Source organism: Rhodococcus sp. p52 (genome assembly GCF_000763325.2).
GTDB lineage: Bacteria > Actinomycetota > Actinomycetes > Mycobacteriales > Mycobacteriaceae > Rhodococcus > Rhodococcus pyridinivorans.
Window position 1 is genome coordinate 4,421,303 of the sequence record NZ_CP016819.1, and the last position, 22,843, is coordinate 4,444,145.

A 22,843-nucleotide genomic window follows, 5' to 3' on the forward strand; every position below is an offset into this window, starting at 1 on the left:
AACTGATCGACCGCTTCAGCGCGTTCGTCGGCACCGACCTACCTCGCGTCGATGTGGGTCGCCCGGCCGATCACCGCGTCCACCCCGTAGGGCTCGGCGTCAGAATCCCAGACGGCCCAGCTGTTTGGGGTCTCGCTGCCAGTCCTTCGCGACCTTCACGTGCAGGTCGAGGTAGATCTTCACGCCGAGGAGCTTCTCGATCTGGGTGCGTGCGGCGGTGCCCACTTCGCGCAGCCGCGCGCCCCCCTTGCCGATGACGATGCCCTTCTGGCTCGGCCGTTCGACGTAGAGCAGGGCGTGCACGTCGAGCATCTCGCCCTGCTTCTCGGTGCGACCCTCGCGTTCGGTGATCTCCTCGATCACGACGGCGAGCGAGTGGGGCAGCTCGTCGCCGAGACCTTCGAGGGCGGCCTCGCGGATGAGCTCGGCCATGAGGGTCTCTTCCGGCTCGTCGGTGAGCTCGCCGTCGGGATAGAAGGCCGGTCCGGGTTCCATGTGCGAGACGAGGACGTCGACGAGGACCTCGACCTGCTCACCCGAGGCCGCGGAGACCGGCACGACCTCGCAGTTCTCGCCGAGGAGCTTCGACACGGCGAGCAACTGCGCGGCGACCTGCTGTTTGCCCACCTTGTCGATCTTCGTGACAATGCCGATGACCGGGGTCTTCGGCGCCATGTGGCGCACCTGCTCGAGGATCCAGCGGTCGCCGGGGCCGATCTTCTCGTCGGCGGGGAAGCACATGCCGATCGCGTCGACCTCGGAGTAGGTGTCCTGCACCAGGTCGTTGAGCCGCTGGCCGAGCAGGGTGCGCGGGCGGTGCAGTCCCGGGGTGTCCACGAGGATGAGCTGGGCGTTGTCGCGGTGGACGATGCCGCGGATGGTGTGGCGGGTGGTCTGCGGGCGCGACGAGGTGATCGCGATCTTGCTGCCGACGAGCGCATTCGTGAGCGTCGACTTCCCGGTGTTGGGCCGGCCGACGAAACAGATGAAGCCGGAACGGAAGTCGGTGTCGGTCATGCATGCTCCTCGGTGGTGGCCGTATCGGTATCGGTGGGTTCTTCTTCGGGGCTGACGCGCTGCACGAAGACGGTGCTCACACGCACCCGCCCGCGGACGTCCGGTCCGCCCTCGCCGCGGAGCAGCAGGCCGTGGGTCCGTACCTCCGCACCCGGCAGAGGAACTCGGCCGAGTTCGTAGCCGAGGAGTCCGCCGACGGTGTCGACCTCGTCGTCCTCGATGTCGATGTCGAACAGTTCGCCGAGGTCCTCGACGGGAAGTCGCGCGGAAACGCGGTAGGTGTCGTCGCCGAGTTCCTCGACGTCGGGGATCTCCCCGGTGTCGTACTCGTCGGCGATCTCGCCGACGATCTCCTCGATGACGTCCTCGATCGTCACGAGACCGGCGATGCCGCCGTATTCGTCGACGAGGATCGCCATGTGGTTGCGGTCGCGCTGCATGTCGGCGAGCAGATCGTCGAGGCGCTTCGAATCCGGCACGAAGACCGCCGGTCGCATGACGTCGGCGACGGAGACGCTGCGTCCGCCGTCGCGGTGGTAGTAGGTCTGCTGGACGAGATCCTTGAGGTAGACGACACCGCGGATGTCGTCGACGTTCTCACCGATCACCGGGATCCGCGAGTGCCCGCTGCGGACGGCGAGCGAGGTGGCCTGACCGGCCGTCTTGGTCTCCTCGATCCACACCATCTCGGGGCGTGGAACCATGATCTCGCGAGCGGTGGTGTCGCCGAAGTCGAACACCGACTGGATCATCCGGCGTTCCTCGTCGGCCACGACCCCGCTCTCCTGAGCGAGATCGACCAGTTCGCGCAGCTCGATCTCGTTGGAGAACGGGCCGTTCCTGAAACCGCGACCGGGTGTGACCGCATTGCCTACGCTGATGAGGATTCGGCTGATCGGACCGAGCAGGACACCGAGTACCCGCAGCGGTCCGGTGGCGGCGAGCGCGATCGGGTACGCGTGCTGGCGTCCGAGCGTGCGCGGGCTGACCCCGATCACGACGTAGTCGACGATCACCATCACCGTAGCGCCCACGACGAGCGCCCATGTGCGGTCGAGCACGGCGAGCAACGCACCGACGAGCACGACGGTGGCGGTGATCTCGCAGAGGATGCGCAGCAGCACCGTCAGATTGACGTAGCGGGGCCGATCGTCGAGCAGACCGAGCAGGCGGCGCGCACTGGGGCGGCCCTCCTTCGCGAGTTCCTCGGCGCGCGCCGCGGATACGGTGTTGAGCGCGGAATCGACAGCGGCGAACAGGCCGCCGAGCACCACCAGGACGACCGCCAGGACGACGAGGGGCACGGTACTCACGCGATCGTCACTCCCTCGATCGGTGCCGTCCGATCACGATGGCTCGCACTGTCGCCGCTCATGATTCGGGGGTGTCGACGAAACCGGCCTTGCCCAGCAACTTCCGGTCGCGGGCGGCGAGCCGCGCCTCGTGCTCGGCGCGGCGGATCTCCTCGTACCACTCGGCGAGGAGCTGGTTCTGCAGGCCGAACATCTCCTTCTCCTCCTCCGGTTCGGCGTGGTCGTAGCCGAGGAGGTGGAGCATGCCGTGCACGGTGAGCAGGGCGAGTTCGTGGGCCACCGGGTGACCGGCCTTCGCCGCCTGGTCGGCGGCGAACTGCGGACACAGCACGATGTCGCCGAGCATCGACGGTCCCGGTTCGGGAGCGTCCGGACGCCCCCCGGGCTCGAGTTCGTCCATGGGGAACGACATCACGTCGGTGGGGCCGGGAAGGTCCATCCACCGCACGTGCAGATCGGCCATGGTGTCGAGGTCCACGAGCACCATCGACAACTCCGCCGCCGGATGCACATCCATCCGGGCGATCACGAAACGGGCGACGTCGAGGAGCTCCTCCTCCGAGACGTCCATTCCCGATTCGTTCGAGATCTCGATGCTCATGACTGGAGTTCCTTCTGCACGACGGTATTCGGTTGATCTACAAGGGTGTTCATCGACGCTGCACCCGCTGCGCGCGACGTTGAGCACGGTTGCCGGGGATCCCGTCGCCGTCGCGGGTGGCCTCGAAACGGCTGTAGGCGTCGACGATGTCGGAGACGAGCCGGTGCCGCACGACGTCGCTGCTGTCGAGTCGCGCGATGTGGATGTCGTCGATGCCGTCGAGGATCTCGGTGGCGGCGGCGAGACCCGAACGGGCGCCGCCGGGCAGGTCGATCTGCGTGATGTCGCCCGTCACGACGATCTTGGAATTGAAGCCCAGACGCGTGAGGAACATCTTCATCTGTTCGGCGGTGGTGTTCTGCGCCTCGTCGAGGATGATGAACGCATCGTTCAGGGTGCGGCCACGCATGTACGCCAGGGGTGCGACCTCGATGACCCCGGCCTGCATGAGCTTCGGGATCGCCTCGGGATCCATCATGTCGTGCAGCGCGTCGTGCAGTGGACGCAGATACGGGTCGATCTTCTCGTGCAGGGTGCCCGGCAGGAAGCCGAGCCGCTCCCCTGCCTCGACGGCGGGACGCGTGAGGATGATGCGGTTGACCTGCTTGGTCTGCAGCGCCTGCACGGCCTTTGCCATGGCGAGATAGGTCTTGCCCGTACCAGCCGGTCCGACACCGAAAACGATGGTGTGGGCATCGATCGCGTCGACGTACCGCTTCTGGTTCAGGGTCTTGGGCCGGATCGTCTTCCCGCGCCGCGACAGAATGTCGAGGCTGAGCACGTCGGCCGGCGACTCGGAGAGCCCCTGGGTGAGCATGCCCACGGTGCGACGCACGGCGTCGGGCGCGAGCGATTGTCCGCGACGGACGATGGTGACGAGTTCGGCGAGCGCACGTTCCGCGAGGGCGACGTCGGCGGGCGCTCCGGTCAGCGTGACGGTGTTGCCCCGCACGTGGATGTCCGCCGCCAGGAGGGCTTCGAGGGCGATCAGATTCTCGTCCGCGGCTCCGAGCAGGGGCGCTGCGGCCTCCGAGGGGAGGTCGAGGCTCGATTTGACCGTGGTCGGCTCGAATTCGGGGGGCTCGTGGGGTCGGTCTGGTTCACTCACGTGGACGGTACGTCCTGCTTTCGGTTCGGCTCCTGCACGACGGTCGTCGTGTTCGTGCCAGTCTAGCGCCGGACGAAGCGCACCCTCCCGCAACAGGGAGTTTCAGCGGGGTTGGATTCCGCCTTCACCAGAACCCGCCTCCGCGAGCCACCGCCGTGCCTCGGCGAGGATCCCGGGTGCCCGGTCGGGTGAGACCCCACCGAGCACGAGATTGCCCAGGACGATCGTGTCGCCCGAGTCGTCCACCAGCCCGAGATTGGCCTGCTCGAGTGTGGCCATCGTCAGGCCCTCCATCATCCCTACGAGCACGGGCGCCGGGAGGTAGTCGGAGAGCTGACTCTGCGCGAGGCCGCGTTCGACGTGCCCGAGGACACGTGAGCGCACCGGGGAGACCAGCTCGGCGATGCGCTGCTCTCCCATCTCCTTGCGGGCGAAGGAGAGCAGCACGCGGTAGCGGTCGCCGATGGGCCAGGTCCGCAACGCCACGACCGCGAGCGCGACCGCGGGATCGTCCGGCTCGGGGTGGTCGAGAGCCTCGGCGAGTGCGGTCGAGGCGTCGTCGACGATCCCCTCGACGAGGGCTTCCCGGTTGGGGAAGTGCGCATAGACGGTGCGGCGGACGACACCCGCGGCTTTGGCGACATCGTCCATGCTCGCGTCGGAGTCGGCCGCAAAGCACATCACCGCAGCGTCGAGTATGCGCATGCGGTTCGCATTGAATCGGGTTCGCGGTCGTGTGACCGAGTTCTCCACGTTCTCGCCCTCTTCCGCCGACTGTGATCTGTCTTTCATTTTAGTTGCACACGGATGTGCAGCTGCGTAACTTGCACACCACCGTGTAGATCGGGGCTCAGGTCCCGGCCCGTGTCGCACCCGAGGAGAGCCCATGCCCACTGCCGTGACCCTCGCAGGAGGGACCGCAGCGAAGGAACCCTACCGGCTGCGCTGGGCCGGACTGGCGGTGCTGTGCCTGAGCCTGCTCATCGTCGTGATGGCCAACACCTCGCTCATCGTCGCCGCACCCGGCATGCTGCGCGAACTGCAACTCACCAGCGCCGACATGCAGTGGATCATCGACGGCTACACCGTCCCCTATGCCGCGCTGATGCTGCTGTTCGGCGTGCTCGGCGATCGATACGGACGACGTCGCGCGTTGCTGGCGGGCCTGGTCGTCTTTGCCGCCGGCGCGGTCTACGGATCGTTCGCCGACAGCGCCGGCGACGTGATCGTCGCGCGCATCGTCATGGGGGTGGGCGCCGCCGTGATCATGCCTGCGACACTGTCGCTGCTCGTCGCGATGTTCCCCGTGCACGAGCGTGCCCGCGCGATCGCAGCCTGGGCCGCCACGTCCGGACTCGCCATTGCGCTCGGTCCCCTGCTCGCCGGATGGCTCCTCGAATCGAACTCGTGGGGTTCGACCTTCCTCATCAACGTGCCGATCGCGGCATTCGCGGCGATCGCGGCCCTGATCCTCGTGCCGGCCTCGAAGGCGGACGATCTCACCCGCACCGACTGGGTCGGCGGCGCCCTGTCGGTCGCTGCTCTCGGCGGAATCGTCTACGCGATCATCGAGGGGTTCCACTTCGGTTGGGGCACCGGGGTGATCGCCACCTCGATCGGCTCGGTGATCGCCGCGGTGCTCTTCGTGGTGTGGGAACTTCGCCACCCCCGGCCGTTGCTGGACGTGCGTCGGGTCGCGGACCGGACCGTCGGCGGTGCGTGCGTGTCGGTGTTACTGCTCTTCCTCGTCGCCTTCGGCGCCATCTACTTCGTCGCGCAGCAGTTCCAGTTCGTGCTCGGTTACGGCCCGCTCGAGACCGGTCTGCGTCTGCTTCCCCTCGCGGTGACGGTCTCGCTCGGCGCGGCGCTGAGCGGCCGGTTCGCGCCCCGACTCGGTGCGCGGGCCCTCGTGGGCACGGGCATGGTCGCCGCTGCGGCAGGCATCCTCACCTTGACCGTCACGGCCGGCGCCTCCGGCTTCACGCCCTTTCTGATCTCGTTGTTGCTGCTCGGATTGGGCATCGGCCTGGCCACATCCCCGTCCACCGACCTGATCATGGGCGGCTTCCCCGACTCGGACCTCGGAGCGGCGGGCGGGTTGAACGACACCGCAGTGGAATTCGGCGGGTCTCTGGGCATCGCCGTGCTCGGCTCGATCCTCGCGACCACCTATCACCGCGAGATCTCCGGGTTCCTCGACGGATTGCCGTTGGCGGACCTGACAGGTCCGATGGCCGATCAGGCCGCGATGGCGATCGAGGCGGCCGGCGATTCGGTGGGCGGTGCGGCGATCGTCGCGGAGGAACTCGCAGCGAACCCATTCGCGGCGTCGTACGCACAACCGCTGCTCGACGCGTCGTCCGCAGCGTTCGCCGAGGCGATCTCGTCCGCGAGCCTCGTCGCCGGCATCGTCCTGCTCATCGGCGCCGCGGCGGTCACCACGCTACTCCCCCGCGGACTCCACACCCGCACCGGCAGCGAGGCCGAGATCGGCCACTGACCGGACGGTGAGCAGGTCGAGCGATCGCGCCCAGGCCCGGGTGCTCCGGTTCAGGAAGGCGACGTGATCCTCACCGTCGAACAGCTCCAGCGACACCGGATCTCCTGCCGCGTCGGCCGCGTCGACGTAACGGTGCGCGACACTCACCGACACCTGCTCGTCGGCGGTGCCGTGCAGCACCGCGACCGGCACACCGATCGGCGGCCGGGGCGTCGGCGAGGCCGACCGATAACACTCGGGTGCCTCCGCGTAGGACGCACCGAAGAGCGCCTCGAACGCCTCCACGCGACGACCGCGCTCCCCGGCGGTGACGAGGTCGAGCGCACCCGCCTGCGAAACCACGAATTCCGGTCGCACCGACGTGCACTCACCCGCGAGCCACACCGCCAGCTGGCCTCCCGCAGAGTGACCGACGAGCCGCACACGGTCGAGATCGACCTCGACACCGCCGCGCTGCGCGTGCGGAACGACCTCGGTGAAGATCGTCTCGTACGCCGCGACCACATCGGCGGACATCTCGTCCCACGCGCCACCGGCCTCGAGACGGCGGTACTCGACGTTCCACGCCACCACACCGCGACGCGCGAGTTCCACGGACAGCGCCGTACCGAGGGTGAGCTGGTAGCGGCCGTGCCACGAACCGCCGTGAACGACCATGACGGCGGGAACGGGCCCCGTCACCGTCGCGGGGTCGGGTAGGAAGACGTGCCCGAACTGCTGCGAGTGGGTGCCGTAGGCGATCTTCGTACGAGCCAAGAGAGGAAATTCCTTCGATACGTATGGTCGGGACCCGCAAGCGATCCCGCAGCACAGAGAATCGGGACCCGCAAGCGATCCCTAGTGCAGGGGCCTGGTACGCCACCGGTCGGTCAACACACCGATCGCGCCGAGTGCGACGGCCGCGGCGGTCGAGGTGCGCAGCACCGTGGGGCCGAGACCGACGGCCACCGCGCCCGCGTCGACGAGGGCCTCGACCTCCGCGTCGTCGAGTCCGCCTTCGGGACCGACGATCAGCGTCAGCGAATCGACGTCGCGCACGGGCAGATCGGCGAAGGGGATCGTGGCGGATTCGTGGAGCACCGCGACGACGTCGCCGCGCTCGACGGCCGAGCGGACCCGTGCGACGACCTCGGGTGTGCGGTGCAACCCGGCCACCGTCGGCACGTGCGCGCGCCGCGACTGCTTCGCCGCGGACGTCGCGACCGCCTGCCACTTGGCAACACCCTTGTCCGCCTTGGCGTCCCACCGGGCGACACAGCGCACCGACTGCCACGGTACGAACTCGTCGGCGCCGGCCTCGGTGGCCAGTTCGACGGCGAGTTCGGACCGGTCGGACTTCGGCAGCGCCTGCACGACGGTCACGCTCGGACGCGGCGGGGCGACAACGCGACGACCGAGCACGAGCGCTTCGAGCCGGTCCTTCGCGACCGCCGTGACCTCGACGTCGGCGACCTCACCGGCACCGTCGGACAACACGAGCCGCTCGCCTACCGCGATACGGCGCACCGTCGCGGCGTGCCGGCCCTCCTTGCCGTCGAGCACGGCCGTCCGCCCCTCGTCGGGCAGCGGGTCGAGGTAGAACAGTGTCGCGGCCACCCGAGCGACCTAACGGGCGCTGAACGCGTCGCGCAGGCGCGAGAACAGGCCGCCGGTGTTCTGCGAACCCGTGGTCACGACCTCGACATGCTCCCGGTCGCTGTGCCGGCGCAGGTCCTCGAGCAGCTTCGTCTGCTTGTGATCGAGCTTGCTCGGCACCACGACCTCGAGATGCGCGTGCAGGTCGCCGCGCGTACCCGAGCGCAGCTTCGGCATGCCGTGGCCGCGCAGCACCGAGACCGAACCGGGCTGGGTGCCGGGATCGATGGTGATCTCGGTGGGGCCGTCGAGGATGGTCTCGATCGTCACCTTGGTGCCGAGCGCAGCGTCGACCATGGGCACGCGGATGGTGCAGTGCAGGTCGTCGCCGTCGCGCACGAAAACCTCGTGCTGCTGTTCGAGCACCTCGACGTAGAGATCGCCGGCAGGACCGCCGCCGGGGCCGACCTCGCCCTGGGCCGCGAGGCGGATGCGCATCCCGTTGCCGACGCCGGCGGGCACCTTGACGGTGACCTCGCGGCGGGCGCGCACGCGGCCGTCACCACCGCACTTGCGGCAGGGATCCGGGATCGTCTCGCCGACACCGCGGCAGGTGGGGCACGGGCGGGACGTCATGACCTGGCCGAGGAAGGAACGCTGGACGGACTGAACCTCACCGGCGCCACCGCAGGTCTCGCAGCGCACGGGCTTCGAATCGCCGTGGGTGCCGGAACCGGTGCACGCGTCGCACAGGATCGCGGTGTCGACCGTGACCGTCTTGGTGACGCCGCGAGCGCATTCCTCGAGGGTCAGGCGGGTGCGGAGCAGCGAGTCGGCGCCGGGCTGGACGCGGCCGCGCGGACCGCGGGAACCGCCGGCCCCACCACCGAAGAACGCCTCGAAGACATCACCGAGGCCGCCACCGAAGCCGGCGCCGCCGAAGCCGCCCGCACCGCCGCCACCGGGTTCGAGCGGGTCGCCGCCGAGGTCGACGATGCGTCGCTTCTCGGGATCCGACAGCACCTCGTAGGCGGCCGAGATCTCCTGGAAACGCTTCTGCGCCGACTCGTCGGGGTTCACATCCGGGTGGTGCTCGCGCGCCAACTTGCGGTACGCCCGTTTGATCTCCTGGTCGGTCGCGTTCTTGGACACGCCGAGCGTCCCGTAGTAGTCCCGTGCCACGTTTGGTTCTCGTCCTTACGTCGTTCTACAGAGCAAAATGGACGGTGCTCAGCGTTCGCCGAGCACCTCACCGATATATCTCGCAACGGTGGCGACCGATGCGATGGTTCCCGGATAGTCCATCCGGGTGGGGCCGAGCACCCCCAGACCACCGAAGACCGTACCCGCGGCCCCGTAACCGGTGGACACGACCGAGGTGGTGCGCATCTCCTCGAACTGGGTCTCCTCACCGATGCGGACGGTGACCCGGCCTGCGTCCTGGCTGGACGCGAGCAGTTTGAGCACCACGACCTGCTCCTCGAGGGCTTCGAGGACCGTACGCAACGAGCCCGGAAGCATGCCGTGGCCGTCGAAGTCGGCGGCGTTGCGGGTGAGATTGGCGGTGCCGCCGAGCACGAGACGCTCCTCGGGGTGCTCGACGAGGGTCTCCACCAACACGGTGGTGCACCGGATGAGCGCGTCGCGCAGATCGTCCGGTGCGTTGTCGGCGAGCTCGGTCACTGCGACGGAGGCCGCGGCGAGCCGCTTGCCGGTCAATGCCCCGCCGAGCAGCTCACGCAACCGCGACAGGCCGTCCTCGTCGATCACGTCGCCGAGTTCGACGATGCGCTGATCGACGCGGCCCGAGTCGGTGATGAGCACGAGCAGCAGCCGCGCCGGTGTCAGCCCGACCACCTCGAGATGTCGCACGGACGACGCGGAGAGCGTCGGGTACTGCACGACCGCGACCTGGCGGGGGAGCTGCGCGAGCAACCGCACCGCGCGGCGCAGCACGTCGTCGAGGTCGACGCCCGATTCGAGGAACTGCAGGATTGCGCGGCGCTCGGCCGACGAGAGCGGTTTGACCTCCGCGATCCTGTCGACGAACTGGCGGTAGCCCTTGTCGGTGGGCACGCGTCCCGAGCTCGTGTGGGTCTGTGTGATGTATCCCTCTGCTTCGAGCACAGCCATGTCGTTGCGGACCGTGGCGCTGGACACTCCGAGATTGTGCCGGTCGACGAGAGTCTTGGAGCCGATCGGCTCCTTGGTGGACACGTAATCCGCCACGATGGCGCGCAAGACCGTGAATCTCCGCTCCTCGGTACTCGACAACCCGCCACCTCCGTTTCCGCCGCCTGCAGGACTGCACCTCTCGGGGCCGTACCCTGTCAGTCTAATCGCGCGACGACCTCGAAGGTGTCGGGCACGTGTGCGATACCACCCCGAACCGGAAGCGACGCCTTCGGCGCGTCCCCCGTAATGTGTTCACATGATCTTCAAGGGCGTCCGGGACGGAAAGCCGTATCCCGATCACGGACTGTCTCTGCGCGACTGGTCGAGGATTCCGCCCCGCCAGGTGCGCCTCGACGAGATCGTCACGACGACGAAGGTGCTCGAACTCGACCGGCTGTTGTCGGAGGACTCGACGTTCTACGGCGATCTGTTCCCACACGCCGTCCAGTGGCAGGGCGTGCTGTACCTCGAGGACGGACTCCACCGTGCCGTGCAGTCTGCGCTGCGGAACCGGACGGTGCTGCACGTGCGTGTCTTCGAGTACGACGTGCTGATTCCCGGTGGCGTGCCCGACCCGGGCGCCGAGGTTCGGGGCCCGTCGCCCGCATAGCCCGATCAGGGGTGGATACCGTGGAGCCCCGCGATGTGTCGAGTGTGATCGTCACCCTCACGTTCGTCACCGTCGACGGCCGGACCGAGTCGGATAAGTACTAGGTGTCGGTGGTCGAGAACCGTGGGCGGCTGTCGGTCTACGACTCGGAGCGCATCGGAGCAGCATGACGCGACCGGTCGGTCGGAGCAGCATGACGCGACCGGACGGTCAGTCGTCCGCGCCGAGCAGGATGGTGCGGACCACCGCGTCGGCGAGCAGCCGGCCCCGGTCGGTCAGCACGAGCTGATCGTCGCGCTCCACGGCGAGCCCGTCGGCGACCACCGTCTCTGCTGCCTCGCGCTCACCGTCGTCGAGCTCCGACAACGGCAGGCCCGTGCGCAGCCGGACGGTGAGCATGACGAGTTCGGTGTGCCGGTCCTCGGCCGTGAGGTGTTCGCTGCCCCCGACGGGCAGGACTCCGTCGGCGAGGGTCGACGCGTAACGGGCGGGATGCTTGACGTTCCACCAGCGCACGCCACCGACGTGGCTGTGCGCGCCCGGCCCGGCGCCCCACCAGTCGCCGCCGTCCCAGTAACCGAGGTTGTGGGCGCAGCGCGCCGACGGATCATCGGCCTTCGCCCAGTTGGACACCTCGTACCAGGTCATCCCGGCGTCGGCGAGTCGCGCGTCGATCCGCTCGTACCGCGATGCGAGCACGTCGTCGTCCGGAGCCGGCAGCTCGCCGCGACGGACACGGCGAGCGAGGGCGGTGCCGTCCTCGACGATGAGCGCGTACGCCGAGACGTGGTCGACCCCCGCTTCGAGCACGGCGTCGAGGGAGGCGTCGAGGTCGGCGTCGCGCTCGCCGGGAGTACCGTAGATCAGATCGAGGTTGATGTGGCCGAAACCGGCCGCGCGCGCTTCCTTCGCCGCCGCGACGGGACGCCCGGGTGTGTGGGTGCGGTCGAGGACCGCCAGCACGTGGGGCGCCGCGGACTGCATGCCGAGCGACACGCGGGTGTATCCGGCCTCGCGGATCGACGAGAAGAACTCCGTGGAGGTCGACTCCGGGTTCGATTCGGTGGTCACCTCGGCGCCGGGAGCGAGCCCGAACGAGTCGCGGATCGCGTCGAGCACCTGCGCGAGACCGTCCGCGCCGAGCAGCGAGGGTGTTCCGCCGCCGACGAAGACCGTCTCGGCAGCGGGAGTCCGTCGTCCGGATTCGGACAGCAGCCGGGCACCGGCGTCGAGTTCGCGGCGCAGACCCTCCAGCCAGGACTGCGGCGACGCCGCGCTGCCGAGTTCCCCGGCCGTGTAGGTGTTGAAGTCGCAGTAGCCGCAGCGGGTCGCGCAGAAGGGCACGTGCACGTACACACCGAACGGTCGCGTCCCCACTCCTGCGAGTGCCGAAGCGGGAAGTTCGAGACCGGCCGGACGACCCGCGATACCGATTTCCGTGCCGGTGCGTCGACCGATCTCAGTGCTGTTCACGCCCTCCAGTGTTCCAGAGACCTGAAGGGCGGCTCCGCGCGCGACGCCCCTACCTCGACATTTCCCGAAAATCGGGTGGAAATACCGCCCGCAATTCGGAATCGCCCCGGTGACATGGCACAATGGTCCGCATGACAGGACACGGAGTGCGACTCGTGGCGCGACGCCACGTCGACTTCAAACGCGTCTGCGCATCCTGTTGTCTGCCTTGCGCCGCTTGTCTCTGCGCCGACTGTCTCTAGTCGGCACTCCCCGGCACATCCCAGATCCCGCCGGGTCGAAGCATGCGTGCACGAGGTCAGCTCCCTCCTGCGCTCGTCGATCCGGTTCCAGCGAGTATCAGGAGACCCTGTATGTCGTCGATCACCGACGTCACGCCCGCCGACGAGTCGGCCACTCCCGCCCGCCGCGCGCGTCCCGCCAAGCGTCGCGCCGAAGGCCAGTGGGCCCTCGGCTACCGGGAGCCGCTCAACGCCAACGAGCAGACGAAGAAGGACGACAACCCGCTCAACGTCCGCAAGCGTATCGAGAACATCTATGCGCAAACCGGTTTCGACGGAATCGACAAGAGCGATCTGCGCGGCCGCTTCCGCTGGTGGGGTCTGTACACCCAGCGCGAGCAGGGCTACGACGGCACCTACACCGGTGACGAGAACATCGACCTGCTCGAGGCGAAGTACTTCATGATGCGGGTGCGCTGCGACGCCGGCGCCCTGAATCTCGCGCAGCTGCGGACGATCGCCGGTATCTCCACCGAGTTCGGTCGCGACACCGCCGACCTGTCCGACCGCGAGAACGTCCAGTACCACTGGATCGAGGTCGAGAACGTCCCCGAGATCTGGCGTCGTCTCGAATCGGTCGGACTGAAGACCACCGAGGCGTGCGGCGACTGCCCTCGCGTCGTGCTCGGTTCGCCGCTCGCCGGTGAGTCCCTCGACGAGATCATCGACGGCACCCCCGCGATCGACGAGATCGTGCGCCGCTACATCGGCAACCCCGAGTACTCGAACCTGCCGCGCAAGTTCAAGACCGCGATCTCCGGCCAGCAGGACGTCGTGCACGAGATCAACGACGTCGCCTTCATCGGCGTCGAGCATCCCGAGCACGGCCCCGGCTTCGACCTGTGGGTCGGCGGCGGCCTGTCCACCAACCCGATGCTCGCGCAGCGGGTCGGCGCCTGGGTGCCGCTCGAGGAGGTCGCCGATGTGTGGGAAGGCGTCGTCGCGATCTTCCGCGACTACGGCTACCGGCGGCTGCGGTCCAAGGCACGCCTGAAGTTCCTCATCAAGGACTGGGGCATCGAGAAGTTCCGCGAGGTGCTCGAGACCGAGTACCTGAAGCGTCCGCTCATCGACGGCCCGGCCCCGGCCGCACCGGAGCGTCCCATCGATCACGTCGGTATCCAGAAGCTACGCAACGGCCTCAACGCCGTGGGTGTCGCGCCGATCGCCGGTCGTGTCTCGGGCACGATCCTGTCGAAGGTCGCCGACGCCGCCGAACGTGCGGGTTCCGACCGGATCCGGTTCACCCCATACCAGAAGCTGATCGTGCTCGACGTGGCCGACGACAAGGTCGAGCAGCTCGTCACCGAGCTCGAGGCGCTGGGTCTGCCGGCCTCGCCGTCGCCGTGGCGCAAGAATCTCATGGCGTGCACGGGAATCGAGTTCTGCAAGCTGTCCTTCGTCGAGACGCGCAAGCGTTCGCAAGCCCTCGTGCCCGAGCTCGAGGAGCGTCTCGCCGACATCAACGCGCAGCTCGACGTCCCGGTGACGATCAACATCAACGGCTGCCCGAACTCGTGTGCGCGCTCCCAGATCGCCGACATCGGCTTCAAGGGTCAACTCGTCGACGACGGTGAGGGCAACCAGGTCGAAGGTTTCCAGGTGCACCTCGGCGGTGCGCTGGGCTTCGACGCGAAGTTCGGACGCAAGCTGCGCCAGCACAAGGTCACCAGTGCCGAGCTCGGCGACTACATCGAGCGGGTGGTGCGCACCTTCGTCAAGGAGCGCACGCCCGGCGAGCGCTTCGGCGAATGGGTCGTCCGCGCCGAGGAGGCAGACCTGCGATGACGGGCACTGCTGCAGCGGTCGACACGAAGACGGATCGGGAAGGGACGCGATGACGATCGATACGAACATCGACGAGCTCCGGAGTATTGCCGCGCAGGGGGCGGCAGAACTCGAAGGTGCGTCGGCGCAGGAACTCCTGCGGTGGACGGACGAGACCTTCGGTACCCCCACCACCGACGGTGGACGTAGCGGGTACATCGTCGCGTCCAACATGCAGGACGGTGTCCTGGTCCATCTGGCCGCGCAGCAGCGCCCCGGCGTGGACGTGCTGTTCCTCGACACCGGCTACCACTTCGCCGAGACGCTCGGCACGCGCGATGCGGTGGAGCAGGTGTACGGCGTGAACATCGTCAACGCCCGGGCGCAGCAGTCCGTCGCGGAGCAGGACGCCCTGCTCGGCAAGGATCTGTTCGCCCGCGACCCGAACGAGTGCTGCCGCCTGCGCAAGGTGGTGCCGCTGAAGGAGAGCCTGAAGGGCTACCGCGCCTGGGTGACCGGAATCCGCCGTGTCGAGGCGCCCACCCGCGCGAACTCACCGCTCATCTCGTTCGACGACGCGTTCGGACTGGTGAAGATCAATCCGATCGCGGCATGGTCCGACGAGGACATGCAGAACTACATCGACGAACACGGGATCCTCGTCAATCCGCTCGTCGACGAGGGCTACCCGTCCATCGGGTGCGCCCCGTGCACCACCAAACCACTTCCCGGAGCCGATCCGCGCAGCGGGCGCTGGGCCGGCCGAGCCAAGACCGAATGCGGGTTGCACGCCTCATGACACTCACCGATACGAATCCCACCGAGACCCGGACGCTGCTGGACGGCAACCGGTTCGACACCCTCGACGCCCTCGAGTCGGAAGCGATCCACGTCTTCCGCGAGGTCGCGGGCGAGTTCGAACGCCCCGTCATCCTGTTCTCGGGAGGCAAGGACTCCACCGTCCTGCTGCACCTCGCCATCAAAGCGTTCTGGCCCGCGCCGCTGCCCTTCGCGCTGTTGCACGTCGACACCGGCCACAACCTCCCCGAGGTCCTCGAGTTCCGCGACCACGTCGTCGAAAAGTACAACCTCCGACTGCACGTCGCGAGTGTCGAGGACTACCTCGCCGACGGCCGGCTCACCGAGCGTCCCGACGGCATCCGCAACCCGCTGCAGACCGTGCCGCTGCTCGACGCGATCTCGGAGAACCGGTTCGACGCCGTCTTCGGTGGCGGCCGCCGCGACGAGGAGCGTTCGCGCGCCAAGGAGCGGATCTTCTCGCTGCGCAACGCATTCGGCCAGTGGGATCCGAAGCGTCAGCGTCCGGAGTTGTGGAATCTGTACAACGGGCGGCACGCACCCGGGGAGCACGTGCGTGTCTTCCCGCTGAGCAACTTCACCGAGCTCGACATCTGGCGCTACATTGCCCGCGAGAACGTCGAACTGGCGAGCATCTACTACGCGCACGAGCGCCCCGTCTACCGCCGCGACGGCATGTGGATGACCCCGGGTGTCTGGGGCGGTCCGGCCGAGGGCGAAGAGCCCGAGACGCGTTCGGTGCGCTACCGCACCGTCGGCGACGGATCGACCACCGGCGCGATCCTGTCCGAGGCCTCCACGAACGAGGAGATCCTCGCCGAGGTCGCGGCATCACGACTGACCGAGCGCGGCGCCACCCGCGGCGACGACCGGGTTTCCGAAGCGGCGATGGAAGACCGCAAGCGAGAGGGCTATTTCTGATCATGAGCGACCTTCACGAGCAGAGCGTGCAGAGCGACACGCAGCTGCTGCGCCTCGCCACCGCCGGTTCGGTCGACGACGGCAAGTCCACCCTGGTGGGACGACTGCTCTACGACACCAAGTCCGTACTCGCCGACCAGATCGACGCCGTCACCCGCGCGTCGGTCGACCGCGGCCTCGACACCCCCGACCTCTCGCTGCTCGTCGACGGCCTTCGCGCCGAGCGTGAGCAGGGCATCACCATCGACGTGGCGTACCGCTACTTCGCGACGCCGAAGCGCAGCTTCGTCCTCGCGGACACCCCGGGTCACGTCCAGTACACCCGCAACACGGTGTCGGGTGCGTCCACCGCGCAGCTCGTCGTCCTGCTCGTCGACGCGCGCAAGGGTGTCGTCTCGCAGACCCGCAAGCACGCCGCCGTGCTGGCCCTGCTCGGTGTGCCGAAGCTCGTCCTCGCGGTCAACAAGATCGACCTCGTCGAGGATCCGGCCTCGGTGTTCGCGCAGATCTCCGCCGAGTTCGGGGAACTGACGAGTTCGCTCGGCTGGGCACCCGAGGACGTGCAGGAGATCCCGGTCTCCGCGCTGCACGGCGACAACGTGGCCGTGCGCAGCGAGAGCACCCCCTACTACGACGGCCCGACGCTCATCGAGCACCTCGAGTCGGTTCCCGTCGACGCCGATGTGCACGGCCGGCACGAGACCGGTCTGCGCTTCCCGGTGCAGTACGTGATCCGTCCCCGCACCGCCGAGTTCCCCGACTACCGCGGCTACGCCGGTCAGGTCGCGGCAGGGTCCGTGCGCCCCGGTGACGAGGTCGTCGTGCTGCCGTCCGGTGTCCGCACCACCGTCGAGCGCATCGACAGTGCCGACGGCGCATTCGATGTCGCGCACGCCGGCCGGTCGGTGACCCTCGTGCTCGCCGACGACGTCGACGTCTCCCGCGGCGACATCATCGCCACCCCGGAGGCGGCACCCGAGCCGCTGTCGGAGTTCGAGGCCACCGTGTGCTGGCTCGCCGAGAAGCCGTTGCGCCCGGGCGCCCGGTTGCTGCTCAAGCACGGCACCCGCATCACGCAGGCCATCGTCGGGACGATCGACGAGCGGTTCGACGAGCAGGATCTCTCCTCCGTCCCGAGCCCGGAGAGCATCGAGCTCAACGAGATCGCGCGCATCACGGTGCGTGTGGCCGAGCCGATCGCCGCGGACGACTACCGCATCAACCGCCGCAGCGGCAGCTTCCTGCTGATCGATCCGGCCGGGGGCAACACCCTCGCCGCGGGTCTCGTGGGCGACGGACTCGCCGACATCGAGCTCGGGGACCGCGTCCCGGCATGATGCCGCTCGTCGCCGTCGCGCACGGCAGTCGCGACCCGCGTTCGGCGCAGGCCGTGGCTGCCGCGCTCGACACCGTCCGGGCCGAGAACCCCGGTCTGGACGTGCGACTCGCGTTCCTCGACCTGAACACCCCGTCGGTCGGTCAGGCTCTCGACGCGCTCGCCGCGGACGGGCACCGGCAGGTCGCGGTGGTGCCGCTGCTGCTCGGCAGCGCCTTCCACGCGCGGGTCGATCTGCCGGCCCTGTTGCACGAAGCGCAGCAACGTCATCCGCTGCTCGAGGTGCTGTGCTCGCCGATCCTCGGCGACGACGATCTCCTCGTCGACGCGGCTCGCGATCTCATCACGGCCACGGGGGTGTCGGCCGACGATCCGTCCGTCGGTATCGCAGTGTGCGCGGTGGGATCGCGACGCCCCGAAGCGAACCGGGCGACCGGGCTGGTCGTGCCCCGCATTCTCGTCGGCACGGCGTGGACGCAGGCCGCGGCGTGCTTCGCCACGACCGGTCCGTCCGTGGGGACGACCCTCGCCGACCTCACCTCCCGCGGTGCCCGCACCGTCGTGCTGACACCGTGGATCCTCGCCCCCGGGCTGCTGTGGGACCGTGCCTGCGCCGAGGCCGACAGCCTCGGGCACGTGCGGGTCGCGCCGACCCTCACCCGGCACGATGCCGTCGCGCGGGTGATCACCGAGCGCTACACCGAGGCCGTGCACCGGCGGCGCGGACTGCGCGTGGCCTGAGTCACTTCCGGATCTCCACCCGAGTTCACGCACGATTTGCATTCCTCCGCTACAACGGAGTCACGGTCGTCGTCCGACGACATCGGTGATCCGGGAGGGCCTCACGTGCAGAACGAACTTCGGCGCTACATCGATCGGCTCCGCACGGAGGGCTATTCGGTGCGCGACGACCACGGTGAGGACCCCGATCTGATCGACATCGAGGGCCGGGCCGTCGACACCTGGCGGGAGAACTATCCGTACGACACCCGGATGGACCGCGCCACCTACGAGGTCGAGAAGTATCTCCTGCAGATCGAACTGCTGAAGTTCCAGTCGTGGGCCAAGGACAACGGCTCCAAGCACATCATCGTGTTCGAAGGTCGCGACGCCGCCGGCAAGGGCGGCACGATCAAGCGGTTCCAGGAGTACATCAACGTCCGGCACGCCCGGACCGTCGCGCTGAACAAGCCGTCCGACCGTGAGCAGGGCCAGTGGTATATGCAGCGCTACATCCAGCACTTCCCCACCGCCGGTGAGCTCGTACTGTTCGACCGCTCCTGGTACAACCGAGCCGGCGTCGAACGGGTCATGGGTTTCTGCAGCGACGACGAGTACGAACGTTTCATGGAGCACGTCCCGTTGTTCGAGAAGCTCGTCGTGGACGCCGGCATCACCCTGACGAAGTTCTGGTTCTCCGTCACCCGGAGGGAGCAGCGCACGCGCTTCGCCATCCGCCAGCTCGATCCGGTGCGGCGGTGGAAGCTGTCGGAGATGGACCTCGAATCGCTCGACAAGTGGGACCAGTACACCGACGCGAAGGAAGAGATGTTCCGGCGCACCGACACCGACTGGGCGCCGTGGACGACCATCAAGTCCAACGACAAGAAGCGGGCCCGGGTCAACGCGATGCGGTTCTTCCTCAACCAGTTCGAGTACGACGACAAGGACCGTCAGATCGTCTTCCCGGCCGACCCGAGGATCGTGCAGCGCGGCAAGGACGCCGTCGGCGACTAGCTGCCGGGAGGTCGTGCTCCGGGCGTGCCGAGGTGCGCAGGACTGGCGCCCAGACTGCGATCCGTACCACACTGGATGGTGACGCGAGGAGGCAGCATGGGCACAGCCAATGTCGGTCACGGAATCGTCGTCGGCATCGACGGATCGGACAGCGCACTCGATGCGGCCCGGTGGGCCGCCTGCGTCGCCCGACGTCTCGGCGAACCGATCGACCTGGTCCACGTTCATCCCCCCACCTCCGGCGACGGGACCGACCCGTCGGAGGAAGCCGTTCTGACCGCCGCGGAAGCGGCAGTTCGGGGCGCGGTCGACCGGGTCGAGGTCCGGCGGTCCACTCCGTCGGGCAAGCCGGATCGAGTGCTCACCGACCTGTCGCGCGAGGCACGGATGATCGTCCTCGGCCACACGACCACCACGGAGTGGGAGTCGATGATCCGGCGCTCCGACGTCGTGTCGGTGGCCAACCACGCGGAATGCCCGGTGGTGACGTGGCGCAGCCGCGACGGATTCCAACCGCCCGACGGGCGCCCGGTCGTCGTCGGAGTGGACGGCACCGAGGTCAGCGAGTCCGCCGTCGAGCATGCGTTCGCGACCGCCGCGGCGCTCGAGGCACCCCTCGTCGCGATCCACACCTGGACGGAGCAGTCCACGCTCACCTACGGCGAGGGGTCACGGTTCACGGACTGGACGGCCTACGTCGAGCACCGGAGGGAGGAGATGAAGTCGCATACCTCCGGGCACACCGAACGGTTCCCCGACGTCGCGGTCTCCTACCGGGTCGCGCGGGGCAAGCCCGACATCGTCCTGCTCGAGGAATCCAAGAGTGCCCAGCTCGTGGTGGTGGGCAGCCACGGCCGGAGCCCGCTGGCCGCTGCGGTGGTCGGCTCGAGCAGTCAGGGACTCATCCATCACAGTTGCTGTCCGGTCATGATCTGCCGGGCCCACCAACGATCGGAAACCGAGGCCCACTGAGCCGACCCGCGTGACCCTCGAGTCCCCCGCTCGGTTACTGCGCGGCGGTACCGAGCGGGGCGGTCTCCGACGCGGCCGGAGCGTGCGCGTAGACGGTGTCGCCCGCGACGAGCCCCAGGTCGTGGGTTTCGCCGCGGGTGATCTGCGTCGTGAACTGCTCACCCGTCGCGTCGTTGCGCAGTTCGACGCGCACCTCGAAGCCCAGCCGGACCACACGCTCGACGGTCGCCCGCGTGACACCGACCGAGCCGCCGGAGGTGTCGGAGAGCGCAGGTTGCCGGGCGAGCCGGATGTCGTGCGGCCGCACCAGCACGCCGTTGAGCTTGGACACCGTCCCGAGGAACGACATCACGAAGCTGTTCGCCGGGCGATCGTAGAGTTCCTCCGGCGTTCCGACCTGTTCGATACGTCCGGCATTCATCACCGCGATGCGGTCGGCGACGTCGAGCGCCTCCTCCTGGTCGTGCGTGACGAGCACGGTGGTCACGTGCACCTCGTCGTGCAGGCGGCGCAGCCAGGTCCGCAGGTCGGCGCGCACCTTCGCGTCCAGGGCACCGAACGGCTCGTCGAGCAGCAGCACCTGCGGGTCGACGGCGAGAGCACGGGCGAGCGCCATGCGCTGACGCTGGCCACCGGACAACTGCGCCGGATAGCGTCGCTGGAACCCGCCGAGCCCGACGATATCGAGCAGGTCGTCGACCCGCTTCGTGATCTCGGCCTTGGGCCGCTTGCGGATCTTGAGTCCGAAGGCGACGTTCTCGCGCACGGTCATGTGCTTGAACGCGGCGTAGTGCTGGAAGACGAAACCGATGTCGCGCTTCTGCGGGGTGACGCCGGTGACGTCCTTACCGGCGATGTGGACGGTGCCCGCGTCGAGGGTCTCGAGGCCGGCGATCGAACGCAGCAGCGTCGACTTCCCCGAACCCGAGGGTCCGAGCAGGGCGGTGAGCGAGCCGGACGGGATGTCGATGTCGACGTCGGCGAGTGCGGCGAAATCTCCGTAGTTCTTGCGCGCCCCGGTAACAGTGATCATTCGGTGGTCCTCTTCCGGTCGAGCAGGGTCATCAGCAGCAGGACGATCACCGCGATGGCCATGAGCAGGGTCGCGGCGCTGTAGGCGCCGAAGGTGTTGTGGTCGTCGATGTACCGGGCGTGCACGAGCAGCGTCAGGGTCTGGGAGACGCCGGGGAAGCCGGACGAGACCATGATGACGGCGCCGAACTCGCCGAGGGCCCGCGCGACGGTGAGGACGATGCCGTAGGTCAGGCCCCAGCGGATCGCCGGCAACGTGATCCGCCAGAAGGTCTGCCAGGTGTTCGCGCCGAGGGTCGCGGCGGCCTGCTCCTGCTCCTCACCGATCTCGCGCAGCACCGGTTCGACCTCGCGCACGACGAACGGCAGCGTCACGAAGATCGTCGCGAGCACCATGCCCGGCAGGCCGAAGATCACCTTGAAGCCGAGATCCTCGACGGCACCGACCCAGCCGTTGGCGCCCCACAACATGATCAGGGCGACACCCACGACGATCGGCGAGACCGCGAAGGGCAGGTCGACGACGGCCTGCAACAGTCCCCTCCCCGGGAATCTGCCGCGGACGAGCGCCAGCGCGACGACGATGCCGAAGATCACGTTCACGGGCACGACGATCGCGACGATGAGCAGCGACAGGTTCAGAGCCGAGATCGCCGCCGGGGTGCTGATCGACTCGGCGAACGCCACGATGCCGTTCTCGAAGGTGCGGTAGAGGATCACCCCGATCGGGACGAGCAACAGTACGAACAGGTAGGCGAGCGCGACGAAGCGCAGCGACAGTCGGGATGCGAGGGACGGTTTCACCGGTCGTCCTCCTCTCGGCGCAACCCCCGATTCGCGACCAGGCGCAGGACGAACAGCACGACGAAGGCGATCACCAGCAGCGCGACGGAGACCGCGGCGGCGTTGACCGGCCGGTCGATCTCGATCTGCTGCTGGATGTACTGCGACGCGACCTGGGTCTTGTACGGGATGTTGCCGCCGATGAGCACGATCGAGCCGTACTCGCCGATGGCGCGGGCGAATGCCAGGCCGGTGCCGCCGAGGACCGCCGGCGCGAGCACGGGCAGCACGACCGTGCGGAAGATCGTGAAGTTGCCGGCGCCGAGCGAGGCGGCGGCCTCCTCGACCTCACGGTCGGCCTCGATGAGCACCGGCTGCACCGAGCGCACCACGAACGGCAGCGTGACGAACGCCAGCGCCACCACCAGTCCCGGCTCGGTCGCGTTGAGCTGCACACCGATCGGGCTCTGCGGCCCGTACAGCGAGAGCAGCACGATGCTCGCGACGATCGTCGGTAGCGCGAAGGGCAGGTCGATCAGGGCATTGACGAACTTCTTGCCCGGGAACTCGTCGCGGACGAGCACCCAGGCGATCACCGTGCCCATCACCGCGTTGATCGCCGCGACGACCAGCGAGACGACGACGGTGATCCGTAGGGTCGCCAGGGCGGCCGGAGCGGTGATCGCATCGACGAACGTCCCGAGACCGTCCGAGACGGAGTGGAAGGCCAGGGCCGCGAGGGGAAGCAGGACGATCAGGCTCAACCACAGTGTGGCGATGCCGATACCGAGGGGCCCGACGGCGCCGGTGAACATCCGGCGTC

General features: G+C 68.4%; 22 protein-coding genes. 9 read left to right on the forward strand and 13 right to left on the reverse strand.

Annotated features, from left to right (window positions below; translation table 11 throughout):
* Positions 1–99: 99 nt before the first annotated feature.
* The 5 genes from era to IM25_RS20455 form a co-directional block, all read right to left on the reverse strand.
* Entirely contained in the window at positions 100–1,017 is a 918-nt protein-coding gene (era, locus tag IM25_RS20435; RefSeq protein ID WP_024101353.1) for a GTPase Era, read from the reverse strand.
* On the reverse strand, positions 1,014–2,330 hold the full coding sequence (locus IM25_RS20440) for a hemolysin family protein (RefSeq protein WP_033097765.1): 1,317 nt from the start codon (positions 2,328–2,330) through the stop codon (positions 1,014–1,016). The genes era and IM25_RS20440 overlap by 4 nt, the downstream gene beginning before the upstream one ends.
* 58 nt (positions 2,331–2,388) lie before the next feature.
* Positions 2,389–2,931 carry an rRNA maturation RNase YbeY gene (gene ybeY / locus IM25_RS20445; RefSeq protein WP_006554478.1) on the reverse strand — a complete coding sequence of 181 codons (543 nt, stop codon included), beginning with the start codon at positions 2,929–2,931 and terminating at the stop codon, positions 2,389–2,391.
* 49 nt (positions 2,932–2,980) lie between these two features.
* Positions 2,981–4,039: a PhoH family protein gene (locus IM25_RS20450; protein WP_006554479.1), complete on the reverse strand. Its 1,059-nt coding sequence runs from the start codon at positions 4,037–4,039 to the stop codon at positions 2,981–2,983.
* A gap of 102 nt (positions 4,040–4,141) precedes the next feature.
* Positions 4,142–4,744, reverse strand: coding sequence for a TetR/AcrR family transcriptional regulator (locus IM25_RS20455; RefSeq protein ID WP_170318574.1), 603 nt, complete (start codon positions 4,742–4,744; stop codon positions 4,142–4,144).
* Positions 4,745–4,925: 181 nt separating this feature from the next.
* On the opposite strand from IM25_RS20455, the gene IM25_RS20460 reads away from it, so the two are divergent.
* The gene (locus IM25_RS20460; RefSeq protein ID WP_052040097.1) at positions 4,926–6,539 is read left to right on the forward strand and encodes an MFS transporter; all 1,614 of its coding nucleotides are present in this window, start codon (positions 4,926–4,928) and stop codon (positions 6,537–6,539) included.
* Here IM25_RS20460 and IM25_RS20465 read toward each other — a convergent pair.
* From IM25_RS20465 to hrcA, 4 genes are all read right to left on the reverse strand, one after another.
* Positions 6,483–7,295 (reverse strand): alpha/beta hydrolase family protein, encoded by an 813-nt coding sequence (locus IM25_RS20465; protein ID WP_065996321.1) that lies wholly within the window; start codon positions 7,293–7,295, stop codon positions 6,483–6,485. The genes IM25_RS20460 and IM25_RS20465 overlap by 57 nt on opposite strands.
* Before the next feature lie 81 nt (positions 7,296–7,376).
* Positions 7,377–8,135, reverse strand: coding sequence for a 16S rRNA (uracil(1498)-N(3))-methyltransferase (locus tag IM25_RS20470; RefSeq protein ID WP_065996323.1), 759 nt, complete (start codon positions 8,133–8,135; stop codon positions 7,377–7,379).
* A gap of 9 nt (positions 8,136–8,144) precedes the next feature.
* Positions 8,145–9,296: a molecular chaperone DnaJ gene (gene dnaJ / locus IM25_RS20475; RefSeq protein WP_006554483.1), complete on the reverse strand. Its 1,152-nt coding sequence runs from the start codon at positions 9,294–9,296 to the stop codon at positions 8,145–8,147.
* 48 nt (positions 9,297–9,344) lie between these two features.
* The gene (gene hrcA / locus IM25_RS20480; protein ID WP_065996330.1) at positions 9,345–10,388 is read right to left on the reverse strand and encodes a heat-inducible transcriptional repressor HrcA; all 1,044 of its coding nucleotides are present in this window, start codon (positions 10,386–10,388) and stop codon (positions 9,345–9,347) included.
* Between the two features lie 157 nt (positions 10,389–10,545).
* On the opposite strand from hrcA, the gene IM25_RS20485 reads away from it, so the two are divergent.
* Positions 10,546–10,899, forward strand: a complete 354-nt coding sequence (locus tag IM25_RS20485) for a type II toxin-antitoxin system VapB family antitoxin (protein ID WP_006554485.1) — start codon at positions 10,546–10,548, stop codon at positions 10,897–10,899.
* 210 nt (positions 10,900–11,109) lie between these two features.
* On the opposite strand, the gene hemW is transcribed toward IM25_RS20485, so the two are convergent.
* Positions 11,110–12,333, reverse strand: coding sequence for a radical SAM family heme chaperone HemW (gene hemW, locus IM25_RS20490; protein WP_174556243.1), 1,224 nt, complete (start codon positions 12,331–12,333; stop codon positions 11,110–11,112).
* A 392-nt stretch (positions 12,334–12,725) separates the two neighbouring features.
* Between hemW and IM25_RS20495 the strand changes: the two genes are divergently transcribed.
* The 7 genes from IM25_RS20495 to IM25_RS20525 all read left to right on the forward strand — a co-directional run bounded on the left by IM25_RS20495 (position 12,726) and on the right by IM25_RS20525 (position 20,205).
* Complete coding sequence (locus IM25_RS20495; protein ID WP_019288351.1) at positions 12,726–14,441, forward strand: nitrite/sulfite reductase; 1,716 nt, start codon at positions 12,726–12,728, stop codon at positions 14,439–14,441.
* A 49-nt stretch (positions 14,442–14,490) separates the two neighbouring features.
* Positions 14,491–15,219, forward strand: coding sequence for a phosphoadenylyl-sulfate reductase (locus tag IM25_RS20500; RefSeq protein WP_006554488.1), 729 nt, complete (start codon positions 14,491–14,493; stop codon positions 15,217–15,219).
* Complete coding sequence (gene cysD / locus IM25_RS20505) at positions 15,216–16,160, forward strand: sulfate adenylyltransferase subunit CysD (RefSeq protein WP_006554489.1); 945 nt, start codon at positions 15,216–15,218, stop codon at positions 16,158–16,160. Before IM25_RS20500 ends, cysD begins: the two co-directional genes overlap by 4 nt.
* Positions 16,161–16,162: 2 nt before the next feature.
* Entirely contained in the window at positions 16,163–17,497 is a 1,335-nt protein-coding gene (locus tag IM25_RS20510) for a sulfate adenylyltransferase subunit 1 (RefSeq protein WP_006554490.1), read from the forward strand.
* Positions 17,494–18,237 (forward strand): sirohydrochlorin chelatase, encoded by a 744-nt coding sequence (locus IM25_RS20515; RefSeq protein ID WP_033097760.1) that lies wholly within the window; start codon positions 17,494–17,496, stop codon positions 18,235–18,237. Before IM25_RS20510 ends, IM25_RS20515 begins: the two co-directional genes overlap by 4 nt.
* Before the next feature lie 105 nt (positions 18,238–18,342).
* Positions 18,343–19,233 (forward strand): polyphosphate kinase 2, encoded by an 891-nt coding sequence (ppk2, locus tag IM25_RS20520; RefSeq protein WP_006554492.1) that lies wholly within the window; start codon positions 18,343–18,345, stop codon positions 19,231–19,233.
* A 96-nt stretch (positions 19,234–19,329) separates the two neighbouring features.
* On the forward strand, positions 19,330–20,205 hold the full coding sequence (locus tag IM25_RS20525) for a universal stress protein (RefSeq protein WP_033097759.1): 876 nt from the start codon (positions 19,330–19,332) through the stop codon (positions 20,203–20,205).
* A 34-nt stretch (positions 20,206–20,239) separates the two neighbouring features.
* On the opposite strand, the gene IM25_RS20530 is transcribed toward IM25_RS20525, so the two are convergent.
* The 3 genes from IM25_RS20530 to cysT are packed head-to-tail and all read right to left on the reverse strand — an operon-like array spanning position 20,240 to position 22,835.
* The gene (locus tag IM25_RS20530; protein WP_033097758.1) at positions 20,240–21,238 is read right to left on the reverse strand and encodes a sulfate/molybdate ABC transporter ATP-binding protein; all 999 of its coding nucleotides are present in this window, start codon (positions 21,236–21,238) and stop codon (positions 20,240–20,242) included.
* Positions 21,235–22,041, reverse strand: a complete 807-nt coding sequence (gene cysW, locus IM25_RS20535; RefSeq protein WP_065996332.1) for a sulfate ABC transporter permease subunit CysW — start codon at positions 22,039–22,041, stop codon at positions 21,235–21,237. The genes IM25_RS20530 and cysW overlap by 4 nt, the downstream gene beginning before the upstream one ends.
* A complete protein-coding gene (cysT, locus tag IM25_RS20540; protein ID WP_016694104.1) occupies positions 22,038–22,835 on the reverse strand; it encodes a sulfate ABC transporter permease subunit CysT in 798 nt (265 codons plus the stop codon). The genes cysW and cysT overlap by 4 nt, the downstream gene beginning before the upstream one ends.
* Between the last annotated feature and the right edge of the window lie 8 nt (positions 22,836–22,843).

What these genes read in the sequence shown, in the direction of transcription:
- era (WP_024101353.1), bottom strand. Translation starts at nt 1,017, where the DNA reads ATGACCGACACCGACTTCCGTTCCGGCTTCATCTGTTTCGTCGGCCGG.
- ybeY (WP_006554478.1), bottom strand. Translation starts at nt 2,931, where the DNA reads ATGAGCATCGAGATCTCGAACGAATCGGGAATGGACGTCTCGGAGGAG.
- IM25_RS20455 (WP_170318574.1), bottom strand. Translation starts at nt 4,744, where the DNA reads ATGCGCATACTCGACGCTGCGGTGATGTGCTTTGCGGCCGACTCCGAC.
- IM25_RS20460 (WP_052040097.1), top strand. Translation starts at nt 4,926, where the DNA reads ATGCCCACTGCCGTGACCCTCGCAGGAGGGACCGCAGCGAAGGAACCC.
- IM25_RS20485 (WP_006554485.1), top strand. Translation starts at nt 10,546, where the DNA reads ATGATCTTCAAGGGCGTCCGGGACGGAAAGCCGTATCCCGATCACGGA.
- IM25_RS20495 (WP_019288351.1), top strand. Translation starts at nt 12,726, where the DNA reads ATGTCGTCGATCACCGACGTCACGCCCGCCGACGAGTCGGCCACTCCC.
- IM25_RS20500 (WP_006554488.1), top strand. Translation starts at nt 14,491, where the DNA reads ATGACGATCGATACGAACATCGACGAGCTCCGGAGTATTGCCGCGCAG.
- cysD (WP_006554489.1), top strand. Translation starts at nt 15,216, where the DNA reads ATGACACTCACCGATACGAATCCCACCGAGACCCGGACGCTGCTGGAC.
- IM25_RS20510 (WP_006554490.1), top strand. Translation starts at nt 16,163, where the DNA reads ATGAGCGACCTTCACGAGCAGAGCGTGCAGAGCGACACGCAGCTGCTG.
- IM25_RS20515 (WP_033097760.1), top strand. Translation starts at nt 17,494, where the DNA reads ATGATGCCGCTCGTCGCCGTCGCGCACGGCAGTCGCGACCCGCGTTCG.
- IM25_RS20525 (WP_033097759.1), top strand. Translation starts at nt 19,330, where the DNA reads ATGGGCACAGCCAATGTCGGTCACGGAATCGTCGTCGGCATCGACGGA.
- IM25_RS20530 (WP_033097758.1), bottom strand. Translation starts at nt 21,238, where the DNA reads ATGATCACTGTTACCGGGGCGCGCAAGAACTACGGAGATTTCGCCGCA.
- cysT (WP_016694104.1), bottom strand. Translation starts at nt 22,835, where the DNA reads ATGTTCACCGGCGCCGTCGGGCCCCTCGGTATCGGCATCGCCACACTG.